General features: G+C 69.4%; 20 protein-coding genes and 5 tRNA genes. 15 read left to right on the top strand and 10 right to left on the bottom strand.

Features of this window, described 5'->3' with window-relative positions:
* Nucleotides 1-25 precede the first annotated feature (25 nt).
* From F3T56_RS13275 to F3T56_RS13300, 6 genes are all read right to left on the bottom strand, one after another.
* A complete protein-coding gene (locus tag F3T56_RS13275) occupies nucleotides 26-439 on the bottom strand; it encodes a roadblock/LC7 domain-containing protein (protein WP_033321188.1) in 414 nt (137 codons plus the stop codon).
* 10 nt (nucleotides 440-449) lie between these two features.
* On the bottom strand, nucleotides 450-3,674 hold the full coding sequence (locus F3T56_RS13280; protein WP_172638924.1) for a sensor histidine kinase: 3,225 nt from the start codon (nucleotides 3,672-3,674) through the stop codon (nucleotides 450-452).
* Nucleotides 3,675-4,083: 409 nt separating this feature from the next.
* Nucleotides 4,084-4,659 (bottom strand): GTP-binding protein, encoded by a 576-nt coding sequence (locus F3T56_RS13285; protein WP_149825350.1) that lies wholly within the window; start codon nucleotides 4,657-4,659, stop codon nucleotides 4,084-4,086.
* The gene (locus F3T56_RS13290) at nucleotides 4,640-5,038 is read right to left on the bottom strand and encodes a DUF742 domain-containing protein (RefSeq protein WP_009314205.1); all 399 of its coding nucleotides are present in this window, start codon (nucleotides 5,036-5,038) and stop codon (nucleotides 4,640-4,642) included. The genes F3T56_RS13285 and F3T56_RS13290 overlap by 20 nt, the downstream gene beginning before the upstream one ends.
* A 111-nt stretch (nucleotides 5,039-5,149) precedes the next feature.
* On the bottom strand, nucleotides 5,150-5,563 hold the full coding sequence (locus F3T56_RS13295) for a roadblock/LC7 domain-containing protein (RefSeq protein ID WP_005479910.1): 414 nt from the start codon (nucleotides 5,561-5,563) through the stop codon (nucleotides 5,150-5,152).
* Nucleotides 5,564-5,572: 9 nt separating this feature from the next.
* Nucleotides 5,573-9,514: a sensor histidine kinase gene (locus F3T56_RS13300; RefSeq protein ID WP_149825352.1), complete on the bottom strand. Its 3,942-nt coding sequence runs from the start codon at nucleotides 9,512-9,514 to the stop codon at nucleotides 5,573-5,575.
* Nucleotides 9,515-10,115: 601 nt separating this feature from the next.
* Between F3T56_RS13300 and F3T56_RS13305 the strand changes: the two genes are divergently transcribed.
* The 3 genes from F3T56_RS13305 (at nucleotide 10,116) to gltX (ending at nucleotide 12,778) form a co-directional block, all read left to right on the top strand.
* Nucleotides 10,116-10,295: a hypothetical protein gene (locus tag F3T56_RS13305; RefSeq protein WP_149825354.1), complete on the top strand. Its 180-nt coding sequence runs from the start codon at nucleotides 10,116-10,118 to the stop codon at nucleotides 10,293-10,295.
* Between the two features lie 238 nt (nucleotides 10,296-10,533).
* Nucleotides 10,534-11,310: a fumarylacetoacetate hydrolase family protein gene (locus F3T56_RS13310; protein WP_149825356.1), complete on the top strand. Its 777-nt coding sequence runs from the start codon at nucleotides 10,534-10,536 to the stop codon at nucleotides 11,308-11,310.
* Entirely contained in the window at nucleotides 11,303-12,778 is a 1,476-nt protein-coding gene (gene gltX / locus F3T56_RS13315; protein ID WP_149825358.1) for a glutamate--tRNA ligase, read from the top strand. Before F3T56_RS13310 ends, gltX begins: the two co-directional genes overlap by 8 nt.
* A gap of 188 nt (nucleotides 12,779-12,966) precedes the next feature.
* Here gltX and F3T56_RS13320 read toward each other — a convergent pair whose 3' ends face one another.
* Complete coding sequence (locus F3T56_RS13320) at nucleotides 12,967-13,152, bottom strand: type II toxin-antitoxin system RelE family toxin (protein WP_149825359.1); 186 nt, start codon at nucleotides 13,150-13,152, stop codon at nucleotides 12,967-12,969.
* 88 nt (nucleotides 13,153-13,240) lie between these two features.
* On the opposite strand from F3T56_RS13320, the gene F3T56_RS13325 reads away from it, so the two are divergent.
* The 6 genes from F3T56_RS13325 to F3T56_RS13350 all read left to right on the top strand — a co-directional run bounded on the left by F3T56_RS13325 (nucleotide 13,241) and on the right by F3T56_RS13350 (nucleotide 14,547).
* Nucleotides 13,241-13,975, top strand: coding sequence for an HAD family hydrolase (locus F3T56_RS13325; RefSeq protein WP_149825361.1), 735 nt, complete (start codon nucleotides 13,241-13,243; stop codon nucleotides 13,973-13,975).
* 90 nt (nucleotides 13,976-14,065) lie between these two features.
* A tRNA-Gln gene (locus F3T56_RS13330) sits at nucleotides 14,066-14,137 on the top strand.
* A 42-nt stretch (nucleotides 14,138-14,179) separates the two neighbouring features.
* Nucleotides 14,180-14,252: transfer RNA gene (locus tag F3T56_RS13335), tRNA-Glu, on the top strand.
* A gap of 29 nt (nucleotides 14,253-14,281) precedes the next feature.
* A tRNA-Glu gene (locus tag F3T56_RS13340) sits at nucleotides 14,282-14,354 on the top strand.
* Between the two features lie 20 nt (nucleotides 14,355-14,374).
* Nucleotides 14,375-14,446 (top strand) — tRNA-Gln (locus tag F3T56_RS13345).
* A 28-nt stretch (nucleotides 14,447-14,474) separates the two neighbouring features.
* Nucleotides 14,475-14,547: transfer RNA gene (locus F3T56_RS13350), tRNA-Glu, on the top strand.
* Nucleotides 14,548-14,689: 142 nt separating this feature from the next.
* Here F3T56_RS13350 and ndgR read toward each other — a convergent pair.
* Nucleotides 14,690-15,406, bottom strand: coding sequence for an IclR family transcriptional regulator NdgR (ndgR, locus tag F3T56_RS13355; RefSeq protein WP_030577649.1), 717 nt, complete (start codon nucleotides 15,404-15,406; stop codon nucleotides 14,690-14,692).
* Between the two features lie 205 nt (nucleotides 15,407-15,611).
* Here ndgR and leuC point away from each other — a divergent pair, with 205 nt between their 5' ends.
* From leuC to F3T56_RS13375, 4 genes are all read left to right on the top strand, one after another.
* On the top strand, nucleotides 15,612-17,042 hold the full coding sequence (gene leuC / locus F3T56_RS13360) for a 3-isopropylmalate dehydratase large subunit (protein ID WP_149825363.1): 1,431 nt from the start codon (nucleotides 15,612-15,614) through the stop codon (nucleotides 17,040-17,042).
* Between the two features lie 5 nt (nucleotides 17,043-17,047).
* Entirely contained in the window at nucleotides 17,048-17,641 is a 594-nt protein-coding gene (leuD, locus tag F3T56_RS13365) for a 3-isopropylmalate dehydratase small subunit (RefSeq protein WP_149825365.1), read from the top strand.
* Nucleotides 17,642-17,940: 299 nt separating this feature from the next.
* On the top strand, nucleotides 17,941-18,171 hold the full coding sequence (locus F3T56_RS13370) for an SCO5555 family protein (RefSeq protein ID WP_149825367.1): 231 nt from the start codon (nucleotides 17,941-17,943) through the stop codon (nucleotides 18,169-18,171).
* A gap of 136 nt (nucleotides 18,172-18,307) precedes the next feature.
* On the top strand, nucleotides 18,308-18,934 hold the full coding sequence (locus F3T56_RS13375) for an HU family DNA-binding protein (RefSeq protein WP_149825369.1): 627 nt from the start codon (nucleotides 18,308-18,310) through the stop codon (nucleotides 18,932-18,934).
* An 88-nt stretch (nucleotides 18,935-19,022) separates the two neighbouring features.
* Here F3T56_RS13375 and F3T56_RS13380 read toward each other — a convergent pair whose 3' ends face one another.
* Nucleotides 19,023-19,226, bottom strand: a complete 204-nt coding sequence (locus F3T56_RS13380) for a hypothetical protein (RefSeq protein WP_149825371.1) — start codon at nucleotides 19,224-19,226, stop codon at nucleotides 19,023-19,025.
* Nucleotides 19,227-19,235: 9 nt separating this feature from the next.
* Nucleotides 19,236-19,886 (bottom strand): 2-phospho-L-lactate guanylyltransferase, encoded by a 651-nt coding sequence (gene cofC, locus F3T56_RS13385; protein ID WP_149825373.1) that lies wholly within the window; start codon nucleotides 19,884-19,886, stop codon nucleotides 19,236-19,238.
* Nucleotides 19,887-20,051: 165 nt separating this feature from the next.
* Between cofC and F3T56_RS13390 the strand changes: the two genes are divergently transcribed.
* Nucleotides 20,052-20,864 carry a lysophospholipid acyltransferase family protein gene (locus F3T56_RS13390; RefSeq protein ID WP_149825375.1) on the top strand — a complete coding sequence of 271 codons (813 nt, stop codon included), beginning with the start codon at nucleotides 20,052-20,054 and terminating at the stop codon, nucleotides 20,862-20,864.
* Nucleotides 20,861-21,871, top strand: a complete 1,011-nt coding sequence (locus tag F3T56_RS13395; RefSeq protein ID WP_149825376.1) for an NAD(P)H-dependent glycerol-3-phosphate dehydrogenase — start codon at nucleotides 20,861-20,863, stop codon at nucleotides 21,869-21,871. The genes F3T56_RS13390 and F3T56_RS13395 overlap by 4 nt, the downstream gene beginning before the upstream one ends.
* Nucleotides 21,872-21,922 lie beyond the last annotated feature (51 nt).

A 21,922-nucleotide genomic window follows, 5' to 3' on the forward strand; every position in this document is an offset into this window, starting at 1 on the left:
GACGCCAAAACGCACCGTCTGTCTGTTAGTTGAGCAGGCTGCCCTGGAGTTCCGCACGCAGATCGGGCGTCAGGACCGTACCGGCACGGTCCACCAGAAGTGCCATCTCGTACCCAACGAGGCCAATGTCGGCCTCCGGATGTGCGAGAACGGCGAGCGAGGAACCGTCGGAGATGGACATGATGAAGAGGAATCCCCGCTCCATCTCCACAACCGTCTGATTGACGCTGCCACCCTCGAAAATGCGGGAGGCACCCGCGGTCAGAGAAGTAAGACCCGACGCTACGGCCGCCAGCTGGTCGGCGCGGTCGCGCGGGAACCCTTCGGACATCGCCAGAAGGAGTCCGTCGGCGGAGACCACCACCGTGTGCGACACCCCGGGGGTGTTGTCCACGAAGTTGGTGATCAACCAGTTCAGGTTCTGCGCCGCCTGGCTCATCGGGCTCACACTAACGCTCCTGGTTGTAGGTGCTATCAGGGCTGAAGCCCTGGCCGTTCGTTTCACTGCCCGCGCTGCGTCCCCGCTGGACACCCCGGCGCAGGTTGCTCAGCCTGCCCCGGACGTCCTCGGGAGCGCGGGAGATCGCTGGACCTCCCTGCGGGGTCGTCTTCGCGGCGCCCTCGACCAGGTTGGCCTTGGGCACCCGCCGCGGCAGGCCGGAAGAGGTGACCCCGCCCGCCTTCGGCTTCTTGAGCTGGGAGGCCTGCTGCCAGCGCTCGTCGTTGGTCGAGCGCCAGTCGCCGTTCGGTCCCCCGGCCGTCGTCGGCTGGTCCTGGGCCACATCCTGCCGTCCGTTCACGGCGGCCGCGCTCGGGCCGCCCGCGCCCGCGGTGGAACCGCGACGGGGCAGGCCTGCGTCGGTCAGCGCGTGGCCGGCGGAGGGGGTGGATCCTGGACGGTCGAAGCCTACGCGGTCCGGCTCCGTCACGTCAGCGGCCTGCGTGGATTCCGGTTCCGGAGCGTACTCGGAGCCGTAGGAGCTCTGGTACTCCTGCTGCTGCGGCCAGTCGTCCTGATAGGACGGCTCTTCGAAGCCCGAGTACGCCTCCGGAGCGGTCGGCGCCTGCTCCTCCTGGAGGGACTCCGCATACGCGGGCTCGGGGTAACCGCCGGTAGCACCGAAGGCGTCGTTCCCGCCCGGGAGCCGGCCGTTGCCGTTCGGCGTGGTGCCGCCCTGGGGGAAGTACGTCTCGTCGTACGACTGCTGCTGCGGCTCCTCGTACGCCGTCTGCTGGTCGAACGACCGCTGCGGGTCCACGAAGGCCGTGGCGCCGTTGTCGTAGGACGGCTCGGGCGCCTGGAAGTCGTCGCCGTAGCGCGGGGCCTCGCCACCTGCGGACAGCTGCGGATTCTGGCCCTGCGTCTGGGACTCCAGAGCCGCGCGGCGCTCCTCGCGTATCAGGGAGCGGCCCACGGGGTCCAGCTCGCGGATGTCGTCCGGGACCTCGTAACGGCTGTCGTCGAAGCCGAGTTCGGCGGCGGTCCGCATCGGGGGTATGCCCTGCTGCTGGAACGCGTGCTGCTGCTCCGGGATGATCTGCGAGACCGTGAACTGGTCGGCCTGCGGCGGCTGCTGCTGCTCGCCACCGCCACCGTGGGTGATGACGTCCGGGAGCATGACCAGCGAGGTCGTACCGGCCTGCTCGCCCGAGGGGCGCAGCTGGACGCGGATGCCGTGCCGGTCGGACAGCCGGCCGACCACGAACAGACCCATGCGCTGCGAGATCGCGGCGTCCACGGTCGGCGGGTTGGCCAGCTTGTGGTTGATGTCCGCGAAGTCCTCGGCGGTGAGGCCGATGCCCTTGTCGTGGATCTCGATCATCACGCGGCCGTCGGGGAGACGGGTCGCGGTGACGCGGACCTTGGTCTGGGGGGAGGAGAACGTGGTGGCGTTCTCCAGGAGCTCGGCGAGCAGGTGCACGAGGTCGGTCACGGCGCGGCCGTGGATCTCGGCCTCCGGGACACCGGAGAGCTCGATGCGCTCGTACTGCTCCACCTCGGAGGAGGCGGCGCGCAGCACGTCGACCAGCGGGACCGGCTGGTCCCAGCGGCGGCCGGGCTCCTCGCCCGCGAGGACCAGGAGGTTCTCGCCGTTGCGGCGCATACGGGTCGCCAGGTGGTCCAGCTTGAAGAGGTTCTCCAGCTGGTCCGGGTCGGCCTCGTTGTTCTCCAGGTCGGTGATCAGGGTCAGCTGGCCCTCGATCAGCGACTGGTTGCGGCGCGAGAGGTTGGTGAAGATCGCGTTGATGTTGCCCCGCAGCAGGGCCTGTTCGGCGGCGAGCCGGACGGCCTCGCGGTGGACCTGGTCGAAGGCGCGGGCGACTTCGCCGATCTCGTCGGTGGTGTTGATCGGGATCGGGGCGACCCGGGTGTCGACGCGGCCGGGGTCGGTGCGCGAGAGCTGGTCGACCAGCATCGGCAGCCGCTGCTCGGCGATACCGAAGGCGGCGTTGCGCAGCTGGCGCATCGAGCGGCTCATCTGGCGGGCCATGATCCCGGCGATGATGAACGCGGCGAGCAGGGCGACGATGACGATGGCGCCGTTGATGTAGGCGTCGCGCTGGGCATCGGAGGCGATCTGGCTGGCCTCGTCCGCGGCACGGTTGATCAGCTCGGTCTCGACCTCGCTGTAGCCCTCGAACTTCAGGGTGGAGGCCGCCATCCAGTTCTGCGGGGTGACACCCTGCTGCGCGAGATCGGCCGGCGAGGCGCCGCTGCCGATCAGCTGGATCATCTTCTCCATGCTGTCCGGCGGCGGGACGTAGTCGGAGCTCTGGGCGGCGGCGGCCGCTGCCTGCTTCTTGCCCTCTTCGGTCTTCGCCGCCATCACCGACTCGAGGCGGGCGCCGTCGGCCTCCGAGCCGCCGGAGATGTATTCCTGGACGGCGACGTTCTCCAGGTAGGCGTACGAGGTGAAGGCGATGACCTGCTTGCGGAAGACGGCCTGGTCCTCGCTGGGCCGGACCAGCAGGTGCATGCCGATGGAGCGCTGCAGGGAGGCGCCGGCCTTGGCGAGGGCGATCGCGTAGATCGTACGGCCGTAGGCATTGACACTGTCGGTGCCGAGTCCCAGCTCGTTGGAGAACTGCATGAGCAGGCGCTCCAGGACGACGTAGCTCTCCTCGGTCGTCGTCGGGTCGGATGCACGGGTGTACGCAGCCTGCCGGATCTTCTCCAGATCCGGTTCGGCCGCCTCCACCAGGCGCACGCGGCGTTCCAGGCCCTGGCCCTCGGGCATTCCGACGACCTCCGTGTGGAAAGCGTCGGCCTTCTCGTCGGTGAGGACACGGGCGTCCCTGACGACCTCGCTGTCCCGGTCGCCCTGCAACAGCGGCTCGGCCGAGGTGTCACGTTCGTTGAGAAGGGCCTCGGCGTACTCGCTGGCGGCGGCCACGATCTTGGCCACCGTCTCGGCGTCGCGCGCCTCCTGCCAGGTGTCGATGGAACCCTTCACCTGGAAGCCGCCCATGACAAGGCCGACCAGCACGGGTATGAGCAGGATCGCGTTCAGACGGGTGGGCACCCGCCAGTTGCGGGGGGAGAGACGACTGCCGCTGGGAGCGGGAGCTGCCGTCGGCTCCGGTCCGGTCACTTGTGTGGGTGCCGCTCCGCGCGGCGGCGGGGTGAAGTTGCCCCGCGCCGACGACTCGGGACCTTTCTTGCTTCGCCTCACTCGACCAACAACCTCTCGGCGCCGGCACCTACGTCGTGCCGCGGGTGACTCCACGCCCTAGTACGTCTTTGACTAATGGGCAGTTCAGGCATTCCAGCACGTCACGCTGACGACTTCCAAACACTGGGAGGCAACGATTCCGCGTGATGTAAGTCCCAGATAAATCGGTCATACAGAGCGAGCCCCGGCAAAAAGTGGGGCCCTTGTGAGCGCAGCGGCACCGATCGACCGCGACGCGTGGTCGTACCACCCTATTTCTCTGTCGAAACGTTATGAACACCGATGCCGACCGTGTCAAAGGACACAGTCGGCTTCGGTGTATCTACGACAACTGCCGTATGGCGTTGTGGACTTGGGTCGTATTTCGGGCCCAAGCGGCCGGGGCGCGGTGTTTGAGTTCGTTGCGCCCCTACCGCAGCCGGGCCATGAGCGCGTGCTCGACGAGGGTGATCAGGGCCGACTTGGCGTCCGCGCGGTGGCGGGCGTCGGTCGTGAGGATCGGGGTGTCGGGCCCGATCTGCAGGGCCTCGCGGACCTCGTCGGGGGAGTACGGCTGGTGCCCGTCGAAGCCGTTCAGGGCGATCACGAACGGCAGGCCGCTGTTCTCGAAGTAGTCGACGGCCGGGAAGCAGTCGGCGAGCCGGCGGGTGTCCACCAGGACGACGGCACCGATGGCGCCGCGCACCAGGTCGTCCCACATGAACCAGAAGCGGTCCTGACCGGGCGTACCGAAGAGGTACAGGATCAGGTCCTGGTCCAGGGTGATACGGCCGAAGTCCATGGCGACCGTCGTGGTCGTCTTGTCCCCGGTGTGCGTCAGATCGTCGATGCCGGCCGAGGCGGAGGTCATCACGGCCTCGGTGCGCAGCGGGTTGATCTCCGAGACGGCGCCCACGAACGTGGTCTTGCCCACGCCGAAGCCACCCGCCACCACGATCTTCGCCGAGGTGGTGGTCCGTCCCGGTTCAGAGCTTGCGAAGTCCACTGAGCACCCTTTCCAGCAGAGTCACGTCCGGCGCGCCACCGGCGTTCTCGTCGCCACCGGGCTGGTGGATCGCGACGAGGCCGGCCTCGGCGAGGTCCGCGACAAGGATCCGGGCCACACCGAGCGGCATGGACAGCAGGGCCGACACCTCGGCCACCGACTTCACCTCGTGGCACAGGTGGCAGATCCGCTGGTGCTCGGGAAGCAGCCCCATCAGGTGCGCGGGGTCTGCCGTCGTGCTGATCAGCGCCTCGAGGGCGAGCTGGTAACGCGGCCGCGTCCGGCCACCGGTCATGGCGTACGGCCGAACCAGCGGCTGGTCGCCCTCGTCTCCGTACGGCTCTGCGTACGGATCGTGAGGAGCGGTGGGCGGGGTCATGGATCCTCCGAGCGGGACAGCAAGTCGGTCAGTCGAGCCGTCTGGCGGGGGCCGGTGGGGGGTCTGTGACGGCCGGACGGTGATTTGGTGAGTTCTGTGGATCCGCAGGCGTCAGTGGAGCAGACTGCCTTGGAGTTCGGCGCGCAGGTCGGGCGTGAGCACGGCGCCCGCGCGGTCGACGAGCAGCGCCATCTCGTACCCGACGAGGCCGATGTCGCACTCGGGGTGGGCGAGGACGGCCAGGGACGAACCGTCCGAGACGGACATCAGGAAGAGGAACCCGCGTTCCATCTCCACCACCGTCTGGGCCACGTCCCCACCCTCGAAGATCCGGGACGCCCCGGCCGTGAGCGAGGTGAGCCCGGAGGCGACGGCGGCGAGCTGGTCGGCCCGGTCGCGCGGGAACCCTTCGGACATCGCCAGAAGGAGTCCGTCGGCGGACACGACGACGGTGTGGGACACCCCGGGGGTGTTGTCCACGAAGTTGGTGATCAACCAGTTGAGGTTCTGTGCCGCCTGGCTCATCTGGCTCAACTAACGCTCCTGCTGGTGAGTGGGGCTCGGGAAGCTGCCGGTCTGGCCGGTACCGGCCTGTCGACCCTGCGCGATGCCCCGACGGAGATTGGTCAGCCGGCCGCGTACGTCGTCAGGCGAACGCGAGACCTGCGGACCGGTTTGGTGCTGTTGCTGCTGAGCCGTCCCCGGCACGAGGTTCGCGCGCGGGACCCGGCGCGGCAGGCCGGAGGTGGTGACTCCGCCTGCCGACGGCTGGCGGACTCGTTCGGCCTGGCGGACCAGGTCGTCATTGGGTGTGCTGCGCCAGGTGGGGGATGCCGGCGCGGCGGGGGTCGCCGGTCGCTGGGGCGCGACCGGAGCCTGGGGAGCCTGGGCGGGCTGCTGCGGAGCGCTGCCGCCGCCGGGCTGCTGGGCCTGCTGGTTGCCGCCCTGGCCGTTCTGACCGCCCTGACCGTGGAACCAGTTGGTCTCCAGCGTGTCGTACAGCGGGGTACGGCCGTCGCCCGGACCCGCGGCCGGGGGCAGAGCCTCCGGTTCCTGCGGACGCGTGGCGGGGCGCTGCGGGGGCATCGGCGGGCGCTGCGGCGGCCGGGGCGCGCCGGAGTTCTCACCGTTGACCTGCGGACGCTCGAACTGACCGGTGTCCTGCGGGCTCTGCCGCCCGGGCAGGTCGAACTGCCCGGTGCTCTGGCCGTTCTGCCGAGCCGGGGCGCCGAACTGTCCGGTGTCCTGGCCGTTCTGCCGGCCCGGCGCGTTGAACTGCCCGGTGTCCTGCGGGTTCTGGCGGCCGGGAACCGGGAACTGCCCGGTGTCCTGCGGGTTCTGCCGGCCCGGTGCCGGGAACTGCCCGGTGCCGGAGCCGTCGAAGCCCGCCGCCGCGAACTGGCCGGTGGACGAGGGGTCCTGCGAGGCGCCGCGGGACGGACCGGTGGGCGCCGGCGGGGCACCGGCCCCGCCGTACACGTCGGAGCGCATGAACGATCCGGTGCCGTCCTGCCCGGCGTCCGAGCCGGGGCGCTGGGCGTCGAAGTCAGGACGTCCGGCGGGCGCGGAACGCGGGAAGTCGTTGCCGGAGCCCGGGCCCTGGCCGGGGTCGATCCGCGGCATCGGCGCGGTGACGTCCGGCTGCTCGTCGTGGCCGCGCGGGGCGTCCAGCGAGGCGCGGGGCACCGGCGGCTGCGCGCTCTCGTCGCTCCAGCTCGGCGTGCGCGACGGAGAGTTGCCGCCGGGCAGCTCGGCCCGCGGACCACCGCGGCCGGGCAGCTGCGGACGAGGGCGACGCCTGCCGGAACGTTCCTTGCCCTGCTTGGGCTGCACGGCGCCGGGACCGCTGTCACCGGGGCCGCCCGGACGCTGACCCTGGCCGCCGTCGGCGAAGCCGCCCTGGCGCCCGGAGTCGTCGAAGTTCTCGAAGGTGCCGGGGCCACCGGTCCCGGCGGCCTGGAGGCCCTGCGGGGCCCCCGGAGCCTGGCCGCCGCCGAACATGTCGACGCCGGCACCGGCGGGGGCCGGCCGTCCACCCTGCGGCGGCGGACCGCCCTGCGGCCCACCCGGACCACCCGGGTTGCCGAAACCACCCGGACCACTGGGGTTGCCGGGCAGCGCGGCCCGCGGGCCCTGTCCGGCGCCCACCTGCCCGCGCTGCGGGACGGCACCGAGACGGCCGGGACCACCGGAGGGGCCACCGCCGAGCGGCGGGCCCGCCTGGCCGCCGGCCTGGCGACGCGCGGCGGCGGCACCGGCCGCGGCCTGCGCGGCGGCCGGACCACCGGTGGAGGGCATGCCCTGGCCGGGCTTGCCCGGGGTGGGCTTCTTGTTGCCCTGCGCGACATCGACGGGAAGCATGACGAGCGCGGTCGTACCGCCCGAGTCGGACGGACGGAGCTGGATCCGGATGCCGTGCCGCTGCGACAGCCGGCCGACCACGAACAGACCCATGCGCCGGGAGACCGACACGTCCACGGTGGGCGGCGCGGCGAGCCGCTCGTTGATCGCGGCGAGGTCCTCGGGGGAGAGACCGATACCGGTGTCGTGGATCTCGATCAGCACCCGGCCGTCGGGCAGGGCGTGACCGGTGACCTTGACCTTGGTCTGCGGTGAGGAGAACGACGTGGCGTTCTCCAGCAGCTCGGCGAGCAGGTGCACGAGGTCGTTGACGACCCGGCCGGCGACCTCGGTGGTCGGCACCGCGGCGAGCTCGATGCGCTCGTACTGCTCCACCTCGGACGCCGCGGCACGGAGCACGTCGACCAGCGGGACCGGACGGGTCCAGCGGCGGCCGGGCTCTTCACCGGCGAGAACGAGGAGGTTCTCACCGTTACGGCGCATGCGGGTGGCGAGGTGGTCGAGCTTGAACAGGGAGGACAGCTGGTCGGGGTCGGCCTCGCGGGACTCCAGTTCGGAGATGAGCGACAGCTGGCGCTGGATCAGACCCTGGGAGCGGCGCGAGAGGTTGGTGAACATCGCGTTGACGTTGCCCCGCAGCAGGGCCTGCTCGGCGGCGAGGCGGACCGCCTCGCGGTGCACGTCGTCGAAGGCCGCGGCCACCTGGCCGATCTCGTCCCGGGAGTGCACACCGACCGACTCGACGGAGGTGTCGACGTCCTGCGGGTCCGACTCCGAGAGCTGCTTGACCAGCTCGGGCAGCCGGTCCTGGGCGACCTTGGTCGCGGTGTCCTGGAGGCGCCGCAGCGAACGGATCATGGACCGGGCCACGACGAAGGCGCCGACCAGGGAGACACCGAGGACGAGCAGGATCAGCGCACCGGAGATGATCGCTTCCTGCTCGGATTCACTACGGAGCTGACGAGCCGTCTGCTCCATCTCCTCCAGCAGCGAGCCCTCGATCTTCTTCATCTGCTCGATCTTGGCAGAAGAATCGTCGACCCAGTCCTTGTACGTGCGCCTGTCCTGGGAGGCCAGACCGCCGTTGCTGGCGAGTACGCGGTCCGCGTAGACGTCGGCGGCCTCGATGGTCGGGTTCGCGTCATCGATCGGCTTGGTCTTCTCTTCGGCGCCGTCACCGTAGATGTCGGAGAAGGTGGTGCGGTCGGACTGCTCGTTCGCCAGGGCCGAGTTCGCGTACAGCCGGTCGTTCTCGGAGAGCGAGCCCGGGTCGTCGTCGGTCTCGGGCAGGGCCGCCGCGATGACCGCGCGCTGGACGGAGGCGTACTCCTTGGCGGAGGAGAAGGCCGCCAGGGCACGGGTGCGCGTGATCATCTCCGGGTTGCTGGTCGCCTCGGCCATGTCCGTGGACAGACCCAGCAGCTGGGTGATCAGACGGTGGTACGCCTCGACGGTCTGCGTGGAGTTCCTGGCGTCCTCGTAGGCGTTGCCGCGGATGCCGTTGAGGTTGTTCAGCTCGCGCGCGACGCGGACGAGGCTGTCGCGGACACCGGGCAGCTTGTCCGTGGTGTTCGCGTTCTCGGCTTCCTGGGTCGCGTCGAGGAACTGGATCCGGGCCTGGTCCGTCTTCTGGCGGGTGCCCTTGACCGTGTAGTCGGAGGCGTTCAGGCCGTGCGCGAGGGGGCCGGCGGACAGGTCGCGCTCCCGCTGGAGCGCGTCGGCGAGCTCGGTCGCCTGCTTGGTCATGTCGGTCAGCAGCCGCATGTTCTCGAGCTGCTGGATGTCGTCCACGTTGTCGCCGATGCGGAGCGCGCCGAGCGAGGTCGCCGCCACCACGGGGAGCGCGAGCAGCGACACGAGACGGGTCGAAATACGCCAGTTGCGGAGAGCTATTCGTGAACCGGGGCCGCTGGAGCCGACCTTGTTGCCGCCCTTGGGCTTCCCGGGCGGCGGGGGAGGAGCGGACGCGCCGGGGCGCCCGGAGCGCTCACCGCCGTCGCCGATCTCCGCCGGACCCGGGTTCTGGGCGTGCTGGGGGGAGGAGCCGTTACCGGCTCCGTTGTGTGGCTCCGGCTCCGCCGAAGCGCTGCCATCCCTCTTGAAACGTCCCTGCACTAGCGTCGCAACCTCTGGACCAGGCGCCCCTCCGCGTGAACGGCGGGGCGGTGTCGGCGTCTTGGGGGCGCCCTGAATACGTCCCCTGTTGGTGGTCGTGAGTGACCGGCGCTGGCTCCCCCTTCCACCGCCGCCAGGCGCTGCTTTGCGCCTCTGCGCGCCGGCACGATCCTGCGGCGGTCCGTGGAATTCCAGCACAGTGCCGGATCTCCAACAAGGCCAATGGGTAACGGTCTGTTCACTGTGACAGTGTGTGAGGTGAGCGTTACCAGATGTGGACAGGGTTTCCCGTCAAAACGGGCATATTCCTGCGATTCACTGCCGTGGGCAGGGTGTCCCAGTCGCCATGATCAGGAGCGGAATGCGGGCTTCAGATGGCCGATATCCGTTTTGTCGGGGTGAGTTGAGGATCCGGATTGCCCGTTTTGCCCATGACTGAGTGAGCAAACTCACACGCCGATCATGCCTTCTTCACGTCTTGACCCGGGAATCGGATGTTTAGCCTGACGCTTTACAGGGATGGCGAATCCGACAACCCGCGCTTGTGGGGCGACTCTTGCAGCCGGCCCGGCGCCCGCATATGACGAGGTCCAGAACAACAGTGAAGACGACGATGATGTTCCGCACGATAGCCAACCCCCGGCGCACCACGCTGGCCCACCTCGCCGACGCCGAGGAGCTGCGCACGCCGGAGCAGGAGCATTCTGTCGACCTCCCCTCCCAGACCGCCAACCCGCGCCGCACCGTCCTCATGAAGGTCCCGGTCCAGGCCGCGGAGTAGTTGCGCGCTCAAGTACGCGCAGGATCCGCCCGCTGCTCAAGGCGGATCCTGTGAATACGAGACGGTCCCTGTGAGAACACAGGGAGAAGGGCGCCCGGCCACCCGGCCAGGGCGCCCTTTACGTGTACGCGCCCGCATGCACGGCGTTATTACGCGAGGCGGGCACCCTTTGCCGCGTTAGCCTGGAGCGGCAGACTCCAGCCGGCTCAGTTACTCAGTTAAGGGGCGCAAGCATCCCGTGCGCATCGCCAGGTTCTCCATCGACGGGAACGTAGCCTTCGGCGCGGTCGAGGGCGACAAGCCGGACGAGCTCGTCCTCGACATCATCAAGGGCATTCCGTTCGCGGACTTCGAACTCTCCGGCACAAAGGTCCCGGTCAGCAAGGTCAGGCTGCTGCCGCCGGTGCTCCCCAACAAGGTCGTCGCCTTCGGCCGCAACTACGCCGAGCACGCCAGGGAGCTGGGCAACGAGGTGCCCGACGCCCCGTTCGCCTTCTTCAAGCCGGCCACCTCGGTGATCGGCCCCGGCGACGAGATCCAGTACCCCTCCTTCTCGCAGGAACTCCACCACGAGGCCGAGCTGGCCGTGGTCATCGGCCGTATGTGCCGCGAGGTCCCGCGCGACCGCGTCAAGGACGTGATCTTCGGCTACACCTGCGCCAACGACGTCACCGCGCGCGACGTCCAGCGCCGCGAGAAGCAGTGGGCCAGGGCCAAGGGCTTCGACACCTCCTGCCCGCTCGGCCCCTGGGTGGAGACGGAGCTGGACCCCTCCGACCTGACCATCCAGCTCACGGTCAACGGGCAGCAGCGCCAGCTCGGCCGGACGAGCGAGATGATCCACTCCATCGAGGACCTGATCGTCAACATCACCGAGGCCATGACCCTGCTCCCCGGCGACGTCATCCTCACGGGCACCCCGGCAGGGGTCGGCCCCCTCAACGTCGGCGACGAAGTCGCCGTCACCATCGAAGGCATCGGCACTCTCACCAACAAGGTGATCAAGCGTGGCTAACGGCTCCGTCCGCGTACGTTTCTGTCCGTCCCCGACCGGCAACCCCCATGTGGGCCTGGTCCGCACGGCCCTGTTCAACTGGGCGTTCGCCCGCCACACCGGCGGCACGTTCGTCTTCCGCATCGAGGACACCGACGCGGCCCGTGACTCCGAGGAGTCCTACGAGCAGCTCCTGGACTCCCTGCGCTGGCTGGGCTTCACCTGGGACGAGGGCCCCGAGATCGGCGGCCCGCACGCGCCGTACCGCCAGTCGCAGCGCATGGACACCTACAAGGAGATCGCCGGCAAGCTCCTGGAGGCCGGCCGCGCGTACCACTGCTACTGCACCGCCTCGGAGCTGGAGGAGCGCCGCGACGCCGCCCGCGCGGCCGGCCGCCCGTCCGGCTACGACGGCAAGTGCCGCGAGGTCACGTCCGAGCAGAAGGAGCGGTACGAGGCCGAGGGCCGCGAGTCGATCGTCCGCTTCCGGATGCCCGACGAGACGATCACCTTCACGGACCTCGTCCGCGGCGAGCTCACCTTCACCCCGGAGAACGTGCCGGACTACGGCATCGTCCGCGCGAACGGCGCCCCGCTCTACACGCTCGTCAACCCGGTCGACGATGCCCTGATGGAGATCACCCACGTCCTGCGCGGCGAGGACCTCCTCTCCTCGACGCCCCGTCAGATTGCCCTGTACAAGGCGCTGATGGAGCTGGGTATCGCCAAGTCCGTGCCGCAGTTCGGCCACCTGCCGTACGTGATGGGCGAGGGCAACAAGAAGCTGTCCAAGCGCGACCCGCAGTCGTCGCTCAACCTCTACCGCGAGCGCGGCTTCCTCCCCGAGGGCCTGCTCAACTACCTCTCCCTCCTTGGCTGGTCGCTCTCCGCGGACAAGGACATCTTCACGATCGAGGAGATGGTCGCCGCCTTCGACATCGCGGACGTGAACCCCAACCCGGCCCGCTTCGACCTGAAGAAGTGTGAGGCGATCAACGCCGACCACATCCGCATGCTGGATGTGAAGGAGTTCACCGAGCGCTGCGCCCCCTGGCTGAAGGCCCCCTTCGCCCCCTGGGCCCCGGAGGACTTCGACGAGACGAAGTGGGAGGCCATCGCCCCGCACGCGCAGACCCGCCTCAGGGTCCTCTCGGAGATCACCGAGAACGTCGACTTCCTGTTCCTGCCGGAGCCGGTCGAGGACGAGGCGAGCTGGACGAAGGCGATGAAGGAGGGCAGCGACGCCCTGCTCCGCACGGCCCGCGAGAAGCTGGAGTCGGCCGACTGGACCTCGCCCGAGTCCCTCAAGGAGGCCGTCCTGGCCGCCGGCGAGACCCATGGCCTCAAGCTCGGCAAGGCCCAGGCCCCCGTCCGCGTCGCCGTCACCGGCCGCACGGTCGGCCTGCCGCTCTTCGAATCCCTGGAGATTCTGGGCAAGGAGAAGACACTGGCGAGGATCGACGCGGCGCTGGCCAAGCTGGCGGCGTGACGCACGCGCACACGTGAGGGGCGGCACCCGGGCATCCGGGCGCCGCCCCTCACGTCTGGGCTTCCGGGTGCCGCCCCTCAGCGCATTGGTTCAGACGGCGTCGTCCTCATCGATCAGATAGTGGCTCTCGTCGAAGATCTCCAGCACGACGACGACCATGATCGCGCCGGCCACCATGTACTCCAGCATCACACCGGCGCCACATACGCCCTACGTAGATGCTCGTCCGGGCCCAGCGGCGCCGTCGAGGTCTTCTGGAACGGATCACGGGCCAGTATCCGCACGGCCTTGTCCAACTGGGCCTGGCGCGACGCGGGCAGAGTGTCGTACGCCGCGCGGGCCTCGACGGTGAACTGGACGCGGTACTCGGGCATGGCTGTGACTCGGTCTTTCACTCGGCGGTCCCACCACGTTAAGGCATCCGCAGTACACGGAGCCCTGCTCACGGATACGGTCATTTCCATGAACATCAAGGCCGTGGTCTGGGACGTCGACGACACCCTCTTCGACTACACCACGGCCGACCGGACGGGGATGCGCGCCCACTTGGCCGTCGAGGGCCTGCTCCACGGCTACGAGTCCGTCGAGCAGGCGATCGGGCGCTGGCGCGAGCTCACGAGCCTGCACTGGCGGCGGTACGCGGCGGGCGAGGGCGACTGGGAGGCCACGCGGCGCGACCGCGTACGGGACTTCCTCGGTGAGCCGCTGCTGACCGACGCGGAGGCGGACGACTGGTTCGAGCGCTACATCGCCCACTACGAGCGTGCCTGGAGCCTCTTCCCGGACGTCCTGCCCGTTCTGGACTCCCTCGCGGCCAGCCACCGGCACGCGGTCCTCTCCAACTCCAGCCTCCCCGTCCAGGAGCGCAAACTGCGCGCCCTCGGCGTGTGGGACCGCTTCGAGACAGTGCTGTGTGCCGAACAGTTGGGCATCCACAAGCCGGCCGCCGAGGCGTTCCACGCCGCCTGCGAGGCGCTGGGGCTGCCGCCGCACGAGGTGGCGTACGTCGGTGACCACCCGGAGATCGACGGGCGGGGTGCCGCCGACGCAGGTCTGCTGTCCGTCTGGATCGACCGCGGCGGCGCGTACGCGACCGTCGACCCGCCCGCCGGTCCGCACCGGATCGCCACCCTCGCCGAACTCCCGGCGATCCTCGGCGCGGATAGTCGTTTTGGAGCGCCGTCCACCTTCGGGTAATGTTCTTCCTGCGCCGCCGGAGAGCGGGCCGAAAGGCCGGAACCGACGGAGCAAGCTAGAACAAGATCCCCTTAGGGGCTTGCGTTCCAGTGGCCTATGGTGTAATTGGCAGCACGACTGATTCTGGTTCAGTTAGTCTTGGTTCGAGTCCAGGTAGGCCAGCTCGCAGAGCTTATCTGCGCACGCGGAGATCAGATCCGCAAAGCCCCCGTTGTGTAGCGGCCTAGCACGCTGCCCTCTCAAGGCAGTAGCGCCGGTTCGAATCCGGTCGGGGGTACTGATTCCGATCTTCTCGGGATCGCTAGGGCCCCCGTTGTGTAGCGGCCTAGCACGCCGCCCTCTCAAGGCGGTAGCGCCGGTTCGAATCCGGTCGGGGGTACTGTCTGGTCTAAACCACATTGGTCTATGGTGTAATTGGCAGCACGACTGATTCTGGTTCAGTTAGTCTTGGTTCGAGTCCAGGTAGACCAGCTCGGACCTGCGGAAACGCAGGCTCCACGCCCCCGTTGTGTAGCGGCCTAGCACGCCGCCCTCTCAAGGCGGTAGCGCCGGTTCGAATCCGGTCGGGGGTACGTCGACGAAAGGCCCTCCACCTTGGTGGAGGGCCTTTTCTCGTGCCCAACTCGGCTGGGGCGCACTGCAGTTGATCTCATGAGAAAAGGCCTGCCGCGGCGTTGAGGCAGGCCTTCACCGTGATCACGTGGACTTTTCTGGTCAGCCGGTACGGCGCAGCGCCTCCGACAGACGGGCCGCGGCGTCGATGACCGCCTGGGCGTGCATGCGGCCCGGGTGGCGGGTGAGGCGCTCGATGGGGCCGGAGACGGAGACGGCGGCCACGACCCGGTTGGAGGGGCCGCGCACGGGGGCGGAGACCGAGGCGACGCCCGGCTCGCGCTCGCCGATCGACTGGGCCCAGCCCCGGCGGCGTACGCCGGAGAGGGCGGTCGCCGTGAAGCGGGCGCCCTGGAGGCCGCGATGGAGACGCTCGGGCTCCTCCCAGGCCATGAGGATCTGCGCCGAGGAACCGGCCTTCATCGTGAGGGTCGAACCGACCGGGACCGTGTCCCTGAGGCCCGAGAGCCGCTCGGCCGCGGCCACGCAGATCCGCATGTCGCCCTGGCGGCGGTAGAGCTGCGCGCTCTCGCCCGTGACGTCACGGAGGTGGGTGAGCACCGGGCCCGCCGTCGCGAGGAGGCGGTCCTCGCCGGCGGCCGCGGCCAGCTCGGCCAGCCGGGGGCCGAGGATGAAACGGCCCTGCATGTCGCGTGCCACCATGCGGTGGTGTTCCAGAGCCACGGCCAGGCGGTGGGCCGTGGGCCGTGCGAGTCCGGTGGCCCCGACCAGACCCGCGAGGGTGGCCGGACCGGACTCCAGAGCGCTCAGGACCAGGGCCGCCTTGTCCAGAACGCCGACGCCGCTACTGTTGTCCATGCAACGATACTCGCGTCTCACTCTGTGAAACGCAAGTTCAATTTCGCGTGGACCTTGCCACTCTGGAAGGACGACAACGGCTCGTCGACCAGCGAGCCCGGCGGCCGGCGCGCGACACCGCGACATCACGGGGCTCTGCGCGCTCGCCACCTCCGAAGATCTCTAGTTTGGCCGGTGCACGGACAAGCCGGCCGGAGGGAAAGCGATGGGTAGGACACTCGCGGAGAAGGTCTGGGACGACCACGTCGTCCGGCGCGCCGAGGGCGAGCCCGACCTCCTCTTCATCGATCTGCACCTGCTGCACGAGGTGACCAGCCCCCAGGCCTTCGACGGTCTCCGCAAGAGCGGGCGGAAGGTGCGCCGACTCGACCTGACCATCGCCACCGAGGACCACAACACCCCGACCCTCGACATCGACAAGCCCATCGCCGACCCGGTCTCCCGGGTCCAGCTGGAGACGCTGCGCGAGAACGCCGCCGAGTTCGGGGTGCGGCTGCACCCGCTGGGCGACGTCGAGCAGGGTGTCGTGCACGTCGTCGGCCCGCAGCTCGGGCTGACCCAGCCGGGCATGACCGTCGTCTGCGGTGACTCCCACACCTCCACGCACGGCGCCTTCGGCGGCCTGGCGTTCGGTATCGGCACCTCCCAGGTGGAGCATGTGCTGGCCACCCAGACGCTGCCGCTGGTCCGCCCGAAGACCATGGCCATCACGATCGACGGCGAACTGCCCGAGGGCGTCACCGCCAAGGACCTGATCCTGGCGATCATCGCCAAGATCGGCACGGGCGGTGGCCAGGGCTATGTCCTGGAGTACCGCGGCTCCGCCATCGAGAAGCTCTCGATGGAAGCCCGCATGACCATCTGCAACATGTCGATCGAGGCCGGCGCCCGCGCGGGCATGATCGCCCCCGACGAGACGACCTTCGAGTACCTCAAGGGCCGCCCGCACGCCCCCGAGGGCGAGGACTGGGACGCGGCCGTCGCGTACTGGAAGACGCTGAAGACGGACGAGGACGCCGAGTTCGACGCCGAGGTCGTCATCGACGCCGCCTCGCTGTCGCCGTTCGTCACCTGGGGCACCAACCCGGGCCAGGGCGCTCCGCTTTCCGCGTCCGTCCCCGACCCCGCTTCGTACGAAGACGCTTCGGAGCGCCTCGCCGCCGAAAAGGCCCTGGAATACATGGGGTTGGAGGCCGGGCAGCCGCTGAGCTCCATCAAGGTGGACACCGTCTTCGTAGGCTCCTGCACCAACGGCCGCATCGAGGACCTGCGCGCCGCCGCCGAGCTCGTCAAGGGCCGCAAAGTCGCCGACGGCGTACGGATGCTGGTCGTCCCCGGCTCCGCGCGGGTCGGTCTGCAGGCCGTCTCCGAGGGCCTGGACGTCGTCTTCAAGGAGGCCGGCGCCGAATGGCGGCACGCGGGCTGCTCGATGTGTCTGGGCATGAACCCGGACCAGCTCGCCCCGGGTGAGCGCTCCGCATCCACCTCCAACCGCAACTTCGAGGGCAGGCAGGGCAAGGGCGGGCGTACGCACCTGGTGTCGCCGCAGGTCGCCGCCGCGACGGCCGTCCTGGGCCACCTGGCCTCCCCGGCCGACCTGATCGACGCCGACACCCGTACGCCCGCTGGAGTCTGAGAATCATGGAAGCATTCACCACGCACACCGGCCGGGCCGTCCCGCTGCGCCGCAGCAACGTCGACACCGACCAGATCATCCCCGCCCACTGGCTCAAGAAGGTGACCAGGGACGGCTTCGAGGACGGGCTGTTCGAGGCCTGGCGCAAGGACGAGACGTTCATCCTCAACCAGCCCGAGCGCAAGGGCGCCACCGTCCTGGTCGCCGGCCCCGACTTCGGCACCGGCTCCTCCCGTGAGCACGCCGTGTGGGCGCTGCAGAACTACGGCTTCAAGGCCGTGATCTCCTCCCGCTTCGCCGACATCTTCCGCGGCAACTCGCTCAAGAACGGTCTGCTCACGGTCGTTCTGGAGCAGAAGATCGTGGATGCGCTGTGGGAGCTCACGGAGAAGGACGTGACTGCTGAGGTCACTGTGGACCTTGAGGCGCGTGAGGTTCGCGCCGAGGGGATCACCGCCGCCTTCGAGCTGGACGAGAACTCCCGCTGGCGGCTGCTGAACGGGCTGGACGACATCTCCATCACGCTCCAGAACGAGGCGGACATCGCCGCGTACGAGGCCAAGCGGCCGTCGTACAAGCCGAGGACGCTGAAGGTCTGACCCGGCCCGCGGGCCATCCCCTCGGACCGGTCCGCACGGTCCGCGCGCAAGGCGGATTCCAGCCACCGTGACACCCCCCTGTACCCCCAATCGAGCACGGTTGGGGGTACAGCCATGTCCGGGGTAACGCGCCTTCGAAGTGGTGTGCAGAAAGGTTTCAACTCCCCTAGTTACAAAGGCGATTGCCGGGGTACGCGCACCATGATGCGGCATCGGAAGGGGGTGTCCGACAGGCCTCCGGAAGACGGCAGTTGCCCCCTGCGCAGGCGACAACTCGCCCCAGATGGCACAATCTGTGCATGGAACACGACGGCCAACTCGAGCTCTATGCGGCGGTCGCGAGCCAACTGAAGGAAGCGCACGCAAGGGTGCGCGCACTGCAAGTCCCGGAGGGCGTACGGATGGCGCTGACCCGGAAGCTGCTGGTCATTACGGCCGTGGCCAAGCACGATCTCGCCGACGCGGCAAGGCGTCTGGAGGGCTTCATGACGGACCTCGACGAGGGGCGAATGCCCGCGGAGGAACGCTGAAGGGCTCCATGACCGCCGAGTTCGTTGCGGCACAAGGGTGATAAGCCCGTTTCGTGTTTGATTTGCGGTATATATCTGCCTAACGTGCGAAAAAGCTTGAACAGTTTCGTTCTGGCGAATCTCCGAAGGGGAAGACGTGAACAAGGCGCAGCTCGTAGAAGCGATTGCGGACAAGCTCGGTGGTCGTCAGCAGGCCGCCGACGCTGTCGACGCTGTCCTGGACGCGATCGTCCGGGCGACGGTCGCGGGTGAACGGGTGTCGGTCACCGGTTTCGGTTCGTTCGAGAAGGTCGACCGGCCGGCCCGTTACGCCCGCAACCCGCAGACGGGTGAGCGGGTTCGGGTCAAGAAGACCTCTGTGCCCCGATTCCGTGCGGGCCAGGGGTTCAAGGACCTGGTCAGCGGTTCGAAGAAACTTCCTCGCGGTGGTGAGGTCGCGGTCAAGAAGGCGCCCAAGGGCAGCCTGACCGGTGGGGCCGCGGCGACGGTCAAGAAGGCGGCGGCGAAGAAGACGACCGCGAAGAAGGCCGCGGCGAAGAAGGCGCCGGCGCGGAAGGCGGCGCCGGCGAAGAAGACGACGGCGGCGGCGAAGAAGACCACCGCGAAGAAGGCCACCACCAAGGCGGCGGCCAAGAAGACGACGGCGGCCGCGAAGAAGACCACGGCCAAGAAGGCCCCGGCGAAGAAGGCCACGGCCAAGAAGGCGCCGGCCAAGAAGTCGACGGCTCGCAAGACGACCGCGAAGAAGACTGCCGCCCGTTAGTAGGTGAGGCGCTGGGTACTTTTACTCTCACACGCGCCGGGCCGGGCTCCTTGACTGGAGCCCGGCCCGCGGTGTTTTGGGGGAGTCGTCAAAGGGTCTGCAAAGTGATCAGCGTGATCCGGAGGGACGTGCCCTCGCCCTCCGTCTCGATGCGGACCCGTTGGCCGGGGCGGAGCAGGCGTAGGTGGCCCGCGTCGAAGGCCCGGGTGTCGAAGGGGACGGGGGTGCCGTCGTCGAGGAGGACCTGGCCGGAGCGAGTCTCGGGGTCGTAGGTGTACGCGGTCGCCTGCATGGGCGCAGCCTACTGGCCGGGTATCAGCAGGCGCGCGGCCACGGCGGCCGTACGGGGGCCGACGCCCAGGGCGAGGGCGGCGCGGAGATCGTCGCCGGTGTCCACGTCCTGGCGTACGGAGTCGACCTCGTCCACGGTGAGTTCCGTCGCGCCCGAGCGGCGGTGGCGCAGTCGGGAGCCGGGGCCGAAGGCGGGGCGCAGGGCGCGGCCGGGGGTCGCGGCGAGCAGGGTGGTGCCGGTGCCGGCGGCGTCCGGGACGAAGGCGCGGGGGAACGCGGCGGCGGCTTCCAGGACTCGGGTCAGTTCCGGGGGGCGCAGAGCCGGTAGGTCGGCGTTCAGGGCCGCCAGGGGGCTTCGCGGGCGCACAGTGCGCAGGAGGGCCTCCGCGTGCCGCAGAGCGGCGTTCAGGCCGTCCGCCGGGTCGGCCTGCGGGTCGTCCGGGACGATACGGGCGCCGAGTGCGGCGAGCTCGCGGCCGGCCAGGTGATCGTCCGTGACGACCACCACACCCCGGACCGCCGTCGAGGCCAGGGCCGCCGCCACCGTGTCCTGGGCGAACGCGAGGGCCAGGCCGGGGCGCACCCCGTCGGCGGCGGTGTCCGCGAGTCTGCTCTTCGCCCGCGCCAGGGGCTTCAGGGGTACGACCAGGGTCCACTGCACCAGCGTTCCGTCCCTCTCTTGTCGCGGTCATTGTCACCTGGCCGCAAAGGCGGCTCGGAGGGCGGGGCGTACGGTGTTCTCGACAGACCGGCGGCCCGGGGCGACACTTGTGCGGCTCCGGATCCCCGGAGCAGGCCCTGGGAAGCCCTAGAGGAAGGTGTCCGCGTGCCCCGCCGCAGAATCGGCTTCTGGTACCGCCTCGCCGCGGTGATCGCCAAACCGCCCCTGGTGGTGCTGATCAAGCGGGACTGGCGTGGAATGGAGAACATTCCGGCCGAGGGTGGATTTATCACCGCGGTGAACCACAATTCGCATGCCGATCCCTTTGCGTACGCCCACTATCAGTACAACAGTGGCCGCGTTCCGCGATTTCTCGCGAAGAGCGGCCTCTTCGGTAAAGGATTCATCGGCGCCTTCATGCGCGGCGCCGGACAGATCCCCGTCTACCGCGAGACCACGGACGCGCTGAGCGCCTTCCGGGCCGCGATCGACGCCGTGGAGCGCGGTGAGTGCGTCGCGTTCTACCCGGAGGGCACCATCACCCGGGACCCCGACCAGTGGCCCATGACCGGCAAGACCGGGGCCGCGCGGGTCGCCCTGCAGACCAAGTGTCCGGTGATCCCCGTCGCCCAGTGGGGCGCCAACGAACTGCTGCCGCCGTACGCCAAGAAGCTCCACATCCTTCCCCGCAAGACCCACCACGTGCTCGCGGGCCCGCCCGTGGACCTCTCGCCCTTCTACGACAAGGAGATGACCCCCGACCTGCTGAAGGACGCGACGGAGGTCATCATGGCCGCCATCACCCGGCAGCTGGAGGAGATCCGCGGCGAGAAGGCACCGCAGACGCCGTACGACCCGAAGCGCGAACGCATCGAGCAGCGGCGCCGGACGGCCGCGGCGGTCGAGCCCCGGCGGCCCGACCAGCACAATGGAGCCCTGCGGGAACAGGAACGTCAGGGAGAGGGGCAGGGCAAGTGAGCAAGCCGGTCAAGGCGGCCGTGTTCAGCGCCGGTTCATGGGGCACGGCCTTCGGCATGGTGCTCGCCGACGCGGGGTGCGAGGTCACACTCTGGGCGCGCCGCCCGGAGGTCGCGGACGCGATCAACTCCACCCGCGCCAATCCCGACTACTTCCCGGGCATCGAGCTGCCGGAGAACCTGCGGGCCACGACGGACCCCGCCGAAGCCGCCGAGGGCGCCGACTACACCGTCCTGTCGGTCCCCTCCCAGACCTTGCGCGCCAACCTCGCCGAATGGACCGGCCTGCTGGCCCCCGACACCGTCCTCGTCTCCCTCATGAAAGGCGTCGAACTCGGTTCCGCCATGCGGATGAGCGAGGTCATCGAGGACGTCGCCAAGGTCGGCCAGGACCGTATCGCCGTCGTCACCGGGCCCAACCTGGCCCGCGAGATCGCCTCCCGCATGCCGGCCGCCTCCGTGGTCGCCTGCACCGACGAGGCGGTGGCCCAGCGGCTCCAGGCCGCCTGCCACACGCCGTACTTCCGCCCGTACACCAACACCGACGTCGTGGGGTGCGAACTGGGCGGCGCGGTGAAGAACGTCATCGGTCTCGCCGTCGGTATCGCGGACGGCATGGGGCTGGGCGACAACGCCAAGGGGTCCTTGATCACCCGGGGCCTCGCCGAGACGACCCGCCTCGGCCTCGCGATGGGCGCCGACCCGCTCACCTTCTCCGGACTCGCGGGCCTCGGCGACCTGGTGGCGACCTGCTCCTCGCCGCTCTCCCGCAACCACACCTTCGGCACCAACCTCGGCAAGGGCATGACCCTGCAGGAGACCATCGCGGTCACCAAGCAGACCGCCGAGGGCGTCAAGTCCTGTGAGTCCGTACTGGACTTGGCGCGCCGGCACGGCGTCGACATGCCCATCACCGAGACGGTCGTCGGCATCGTCCACGAGGGCAAGCCGCCCGTCGTCGCCCTCAAGGAGCTGATGTCGCGCAGCGCCAAGCCCGAGCGACGCTGAGCTTTACCGGCCGTGCGGGCGCTGACTGCCGCCCTACCAACGGGTACTCTC

This window comes from Streptomyces tailanensis, from assembly GCF_008386495.1.
Classification (GTDB): Bacteria; Actinomycetota; Actinomycetes; order Streptomycetales; family Streptomycetaceae; genus Streptomyces; species Streptomyces tailanensis.

Excerpts from the sequence above, each read along its gene's own strand:
- F3T56_RS13275 (WP_033321188.1), bottom strand. The coding sequence starts at position 439 with ATGAGCCAGGCGGCGCAGAACCTGAACTGGTTGATCACCAACTTCGTG.
- F3T56_RS13290 (WP_009314205.1), bottom strand. The coding sequence starts at position 5,038 with ATGACCCCGCCCACCGCTCCTCACGATCCGTACGCAGAGCCGTACGGA.
- F3T56_RS13295 (WP_005479910.1), bottom strand. The coding sequence starts at position 5,563 with ATGAGCCAGGCGGCACAGAACCTCAACTGGTTGATCACCAACTTCGTG.
- F3T56_RS13320 (WP_149825359.1), bottom strand. The coding sequence starts at position 13,152 with ATGCCCGAGTACCGCGTCCAGTTCACCGTCGAGGCCCGCGCGGCGTAC.
- F3T56_RS13325 (WP_149825361.1), top strand. The coding sequence starts at position 13,241 with ATGAACATCAAGGCCGTGGTCTGGGACGTCGACGACACCCTCTTCGAC.
- ndgR (WP_030577649.1), bottom strand. The coding sequence starts at position 15,406 with ATGGACAACAGTAGCGGCGTCGGCGTTCTGGACAAGGCGGCCCTGGTC.
- leuC (WP_149825363.1), top strand. The coding sequence starts at position 15,612 with ATGGGTAGGACACTCGCGGAGAAGGTCTGGGACGACCACGTCGTCCGG.
- leuD (WP_149825365.1), top strand. The coding sequence starts at position 17,048 with ATGGAAGCATTCACCACGCACACCGGCCGGGCCGTCCCGCTGCGCCGC.
- F3T56_RS13370 (WP_149825367.1), top strand. The coding sequence starts at position 17,941 with ATGGAACACGACGGCCAACTCGAGCTCTATGCGGCGGTCGCGAGCCAA.
- F3T56_RS13380 (WP_149825371.1), bottom strand. The coding sequence starts at position 19,226 with ATGCAGGCGACCGCGTACACCTACGACCCCGAGACTCGCTCCGGCCAG.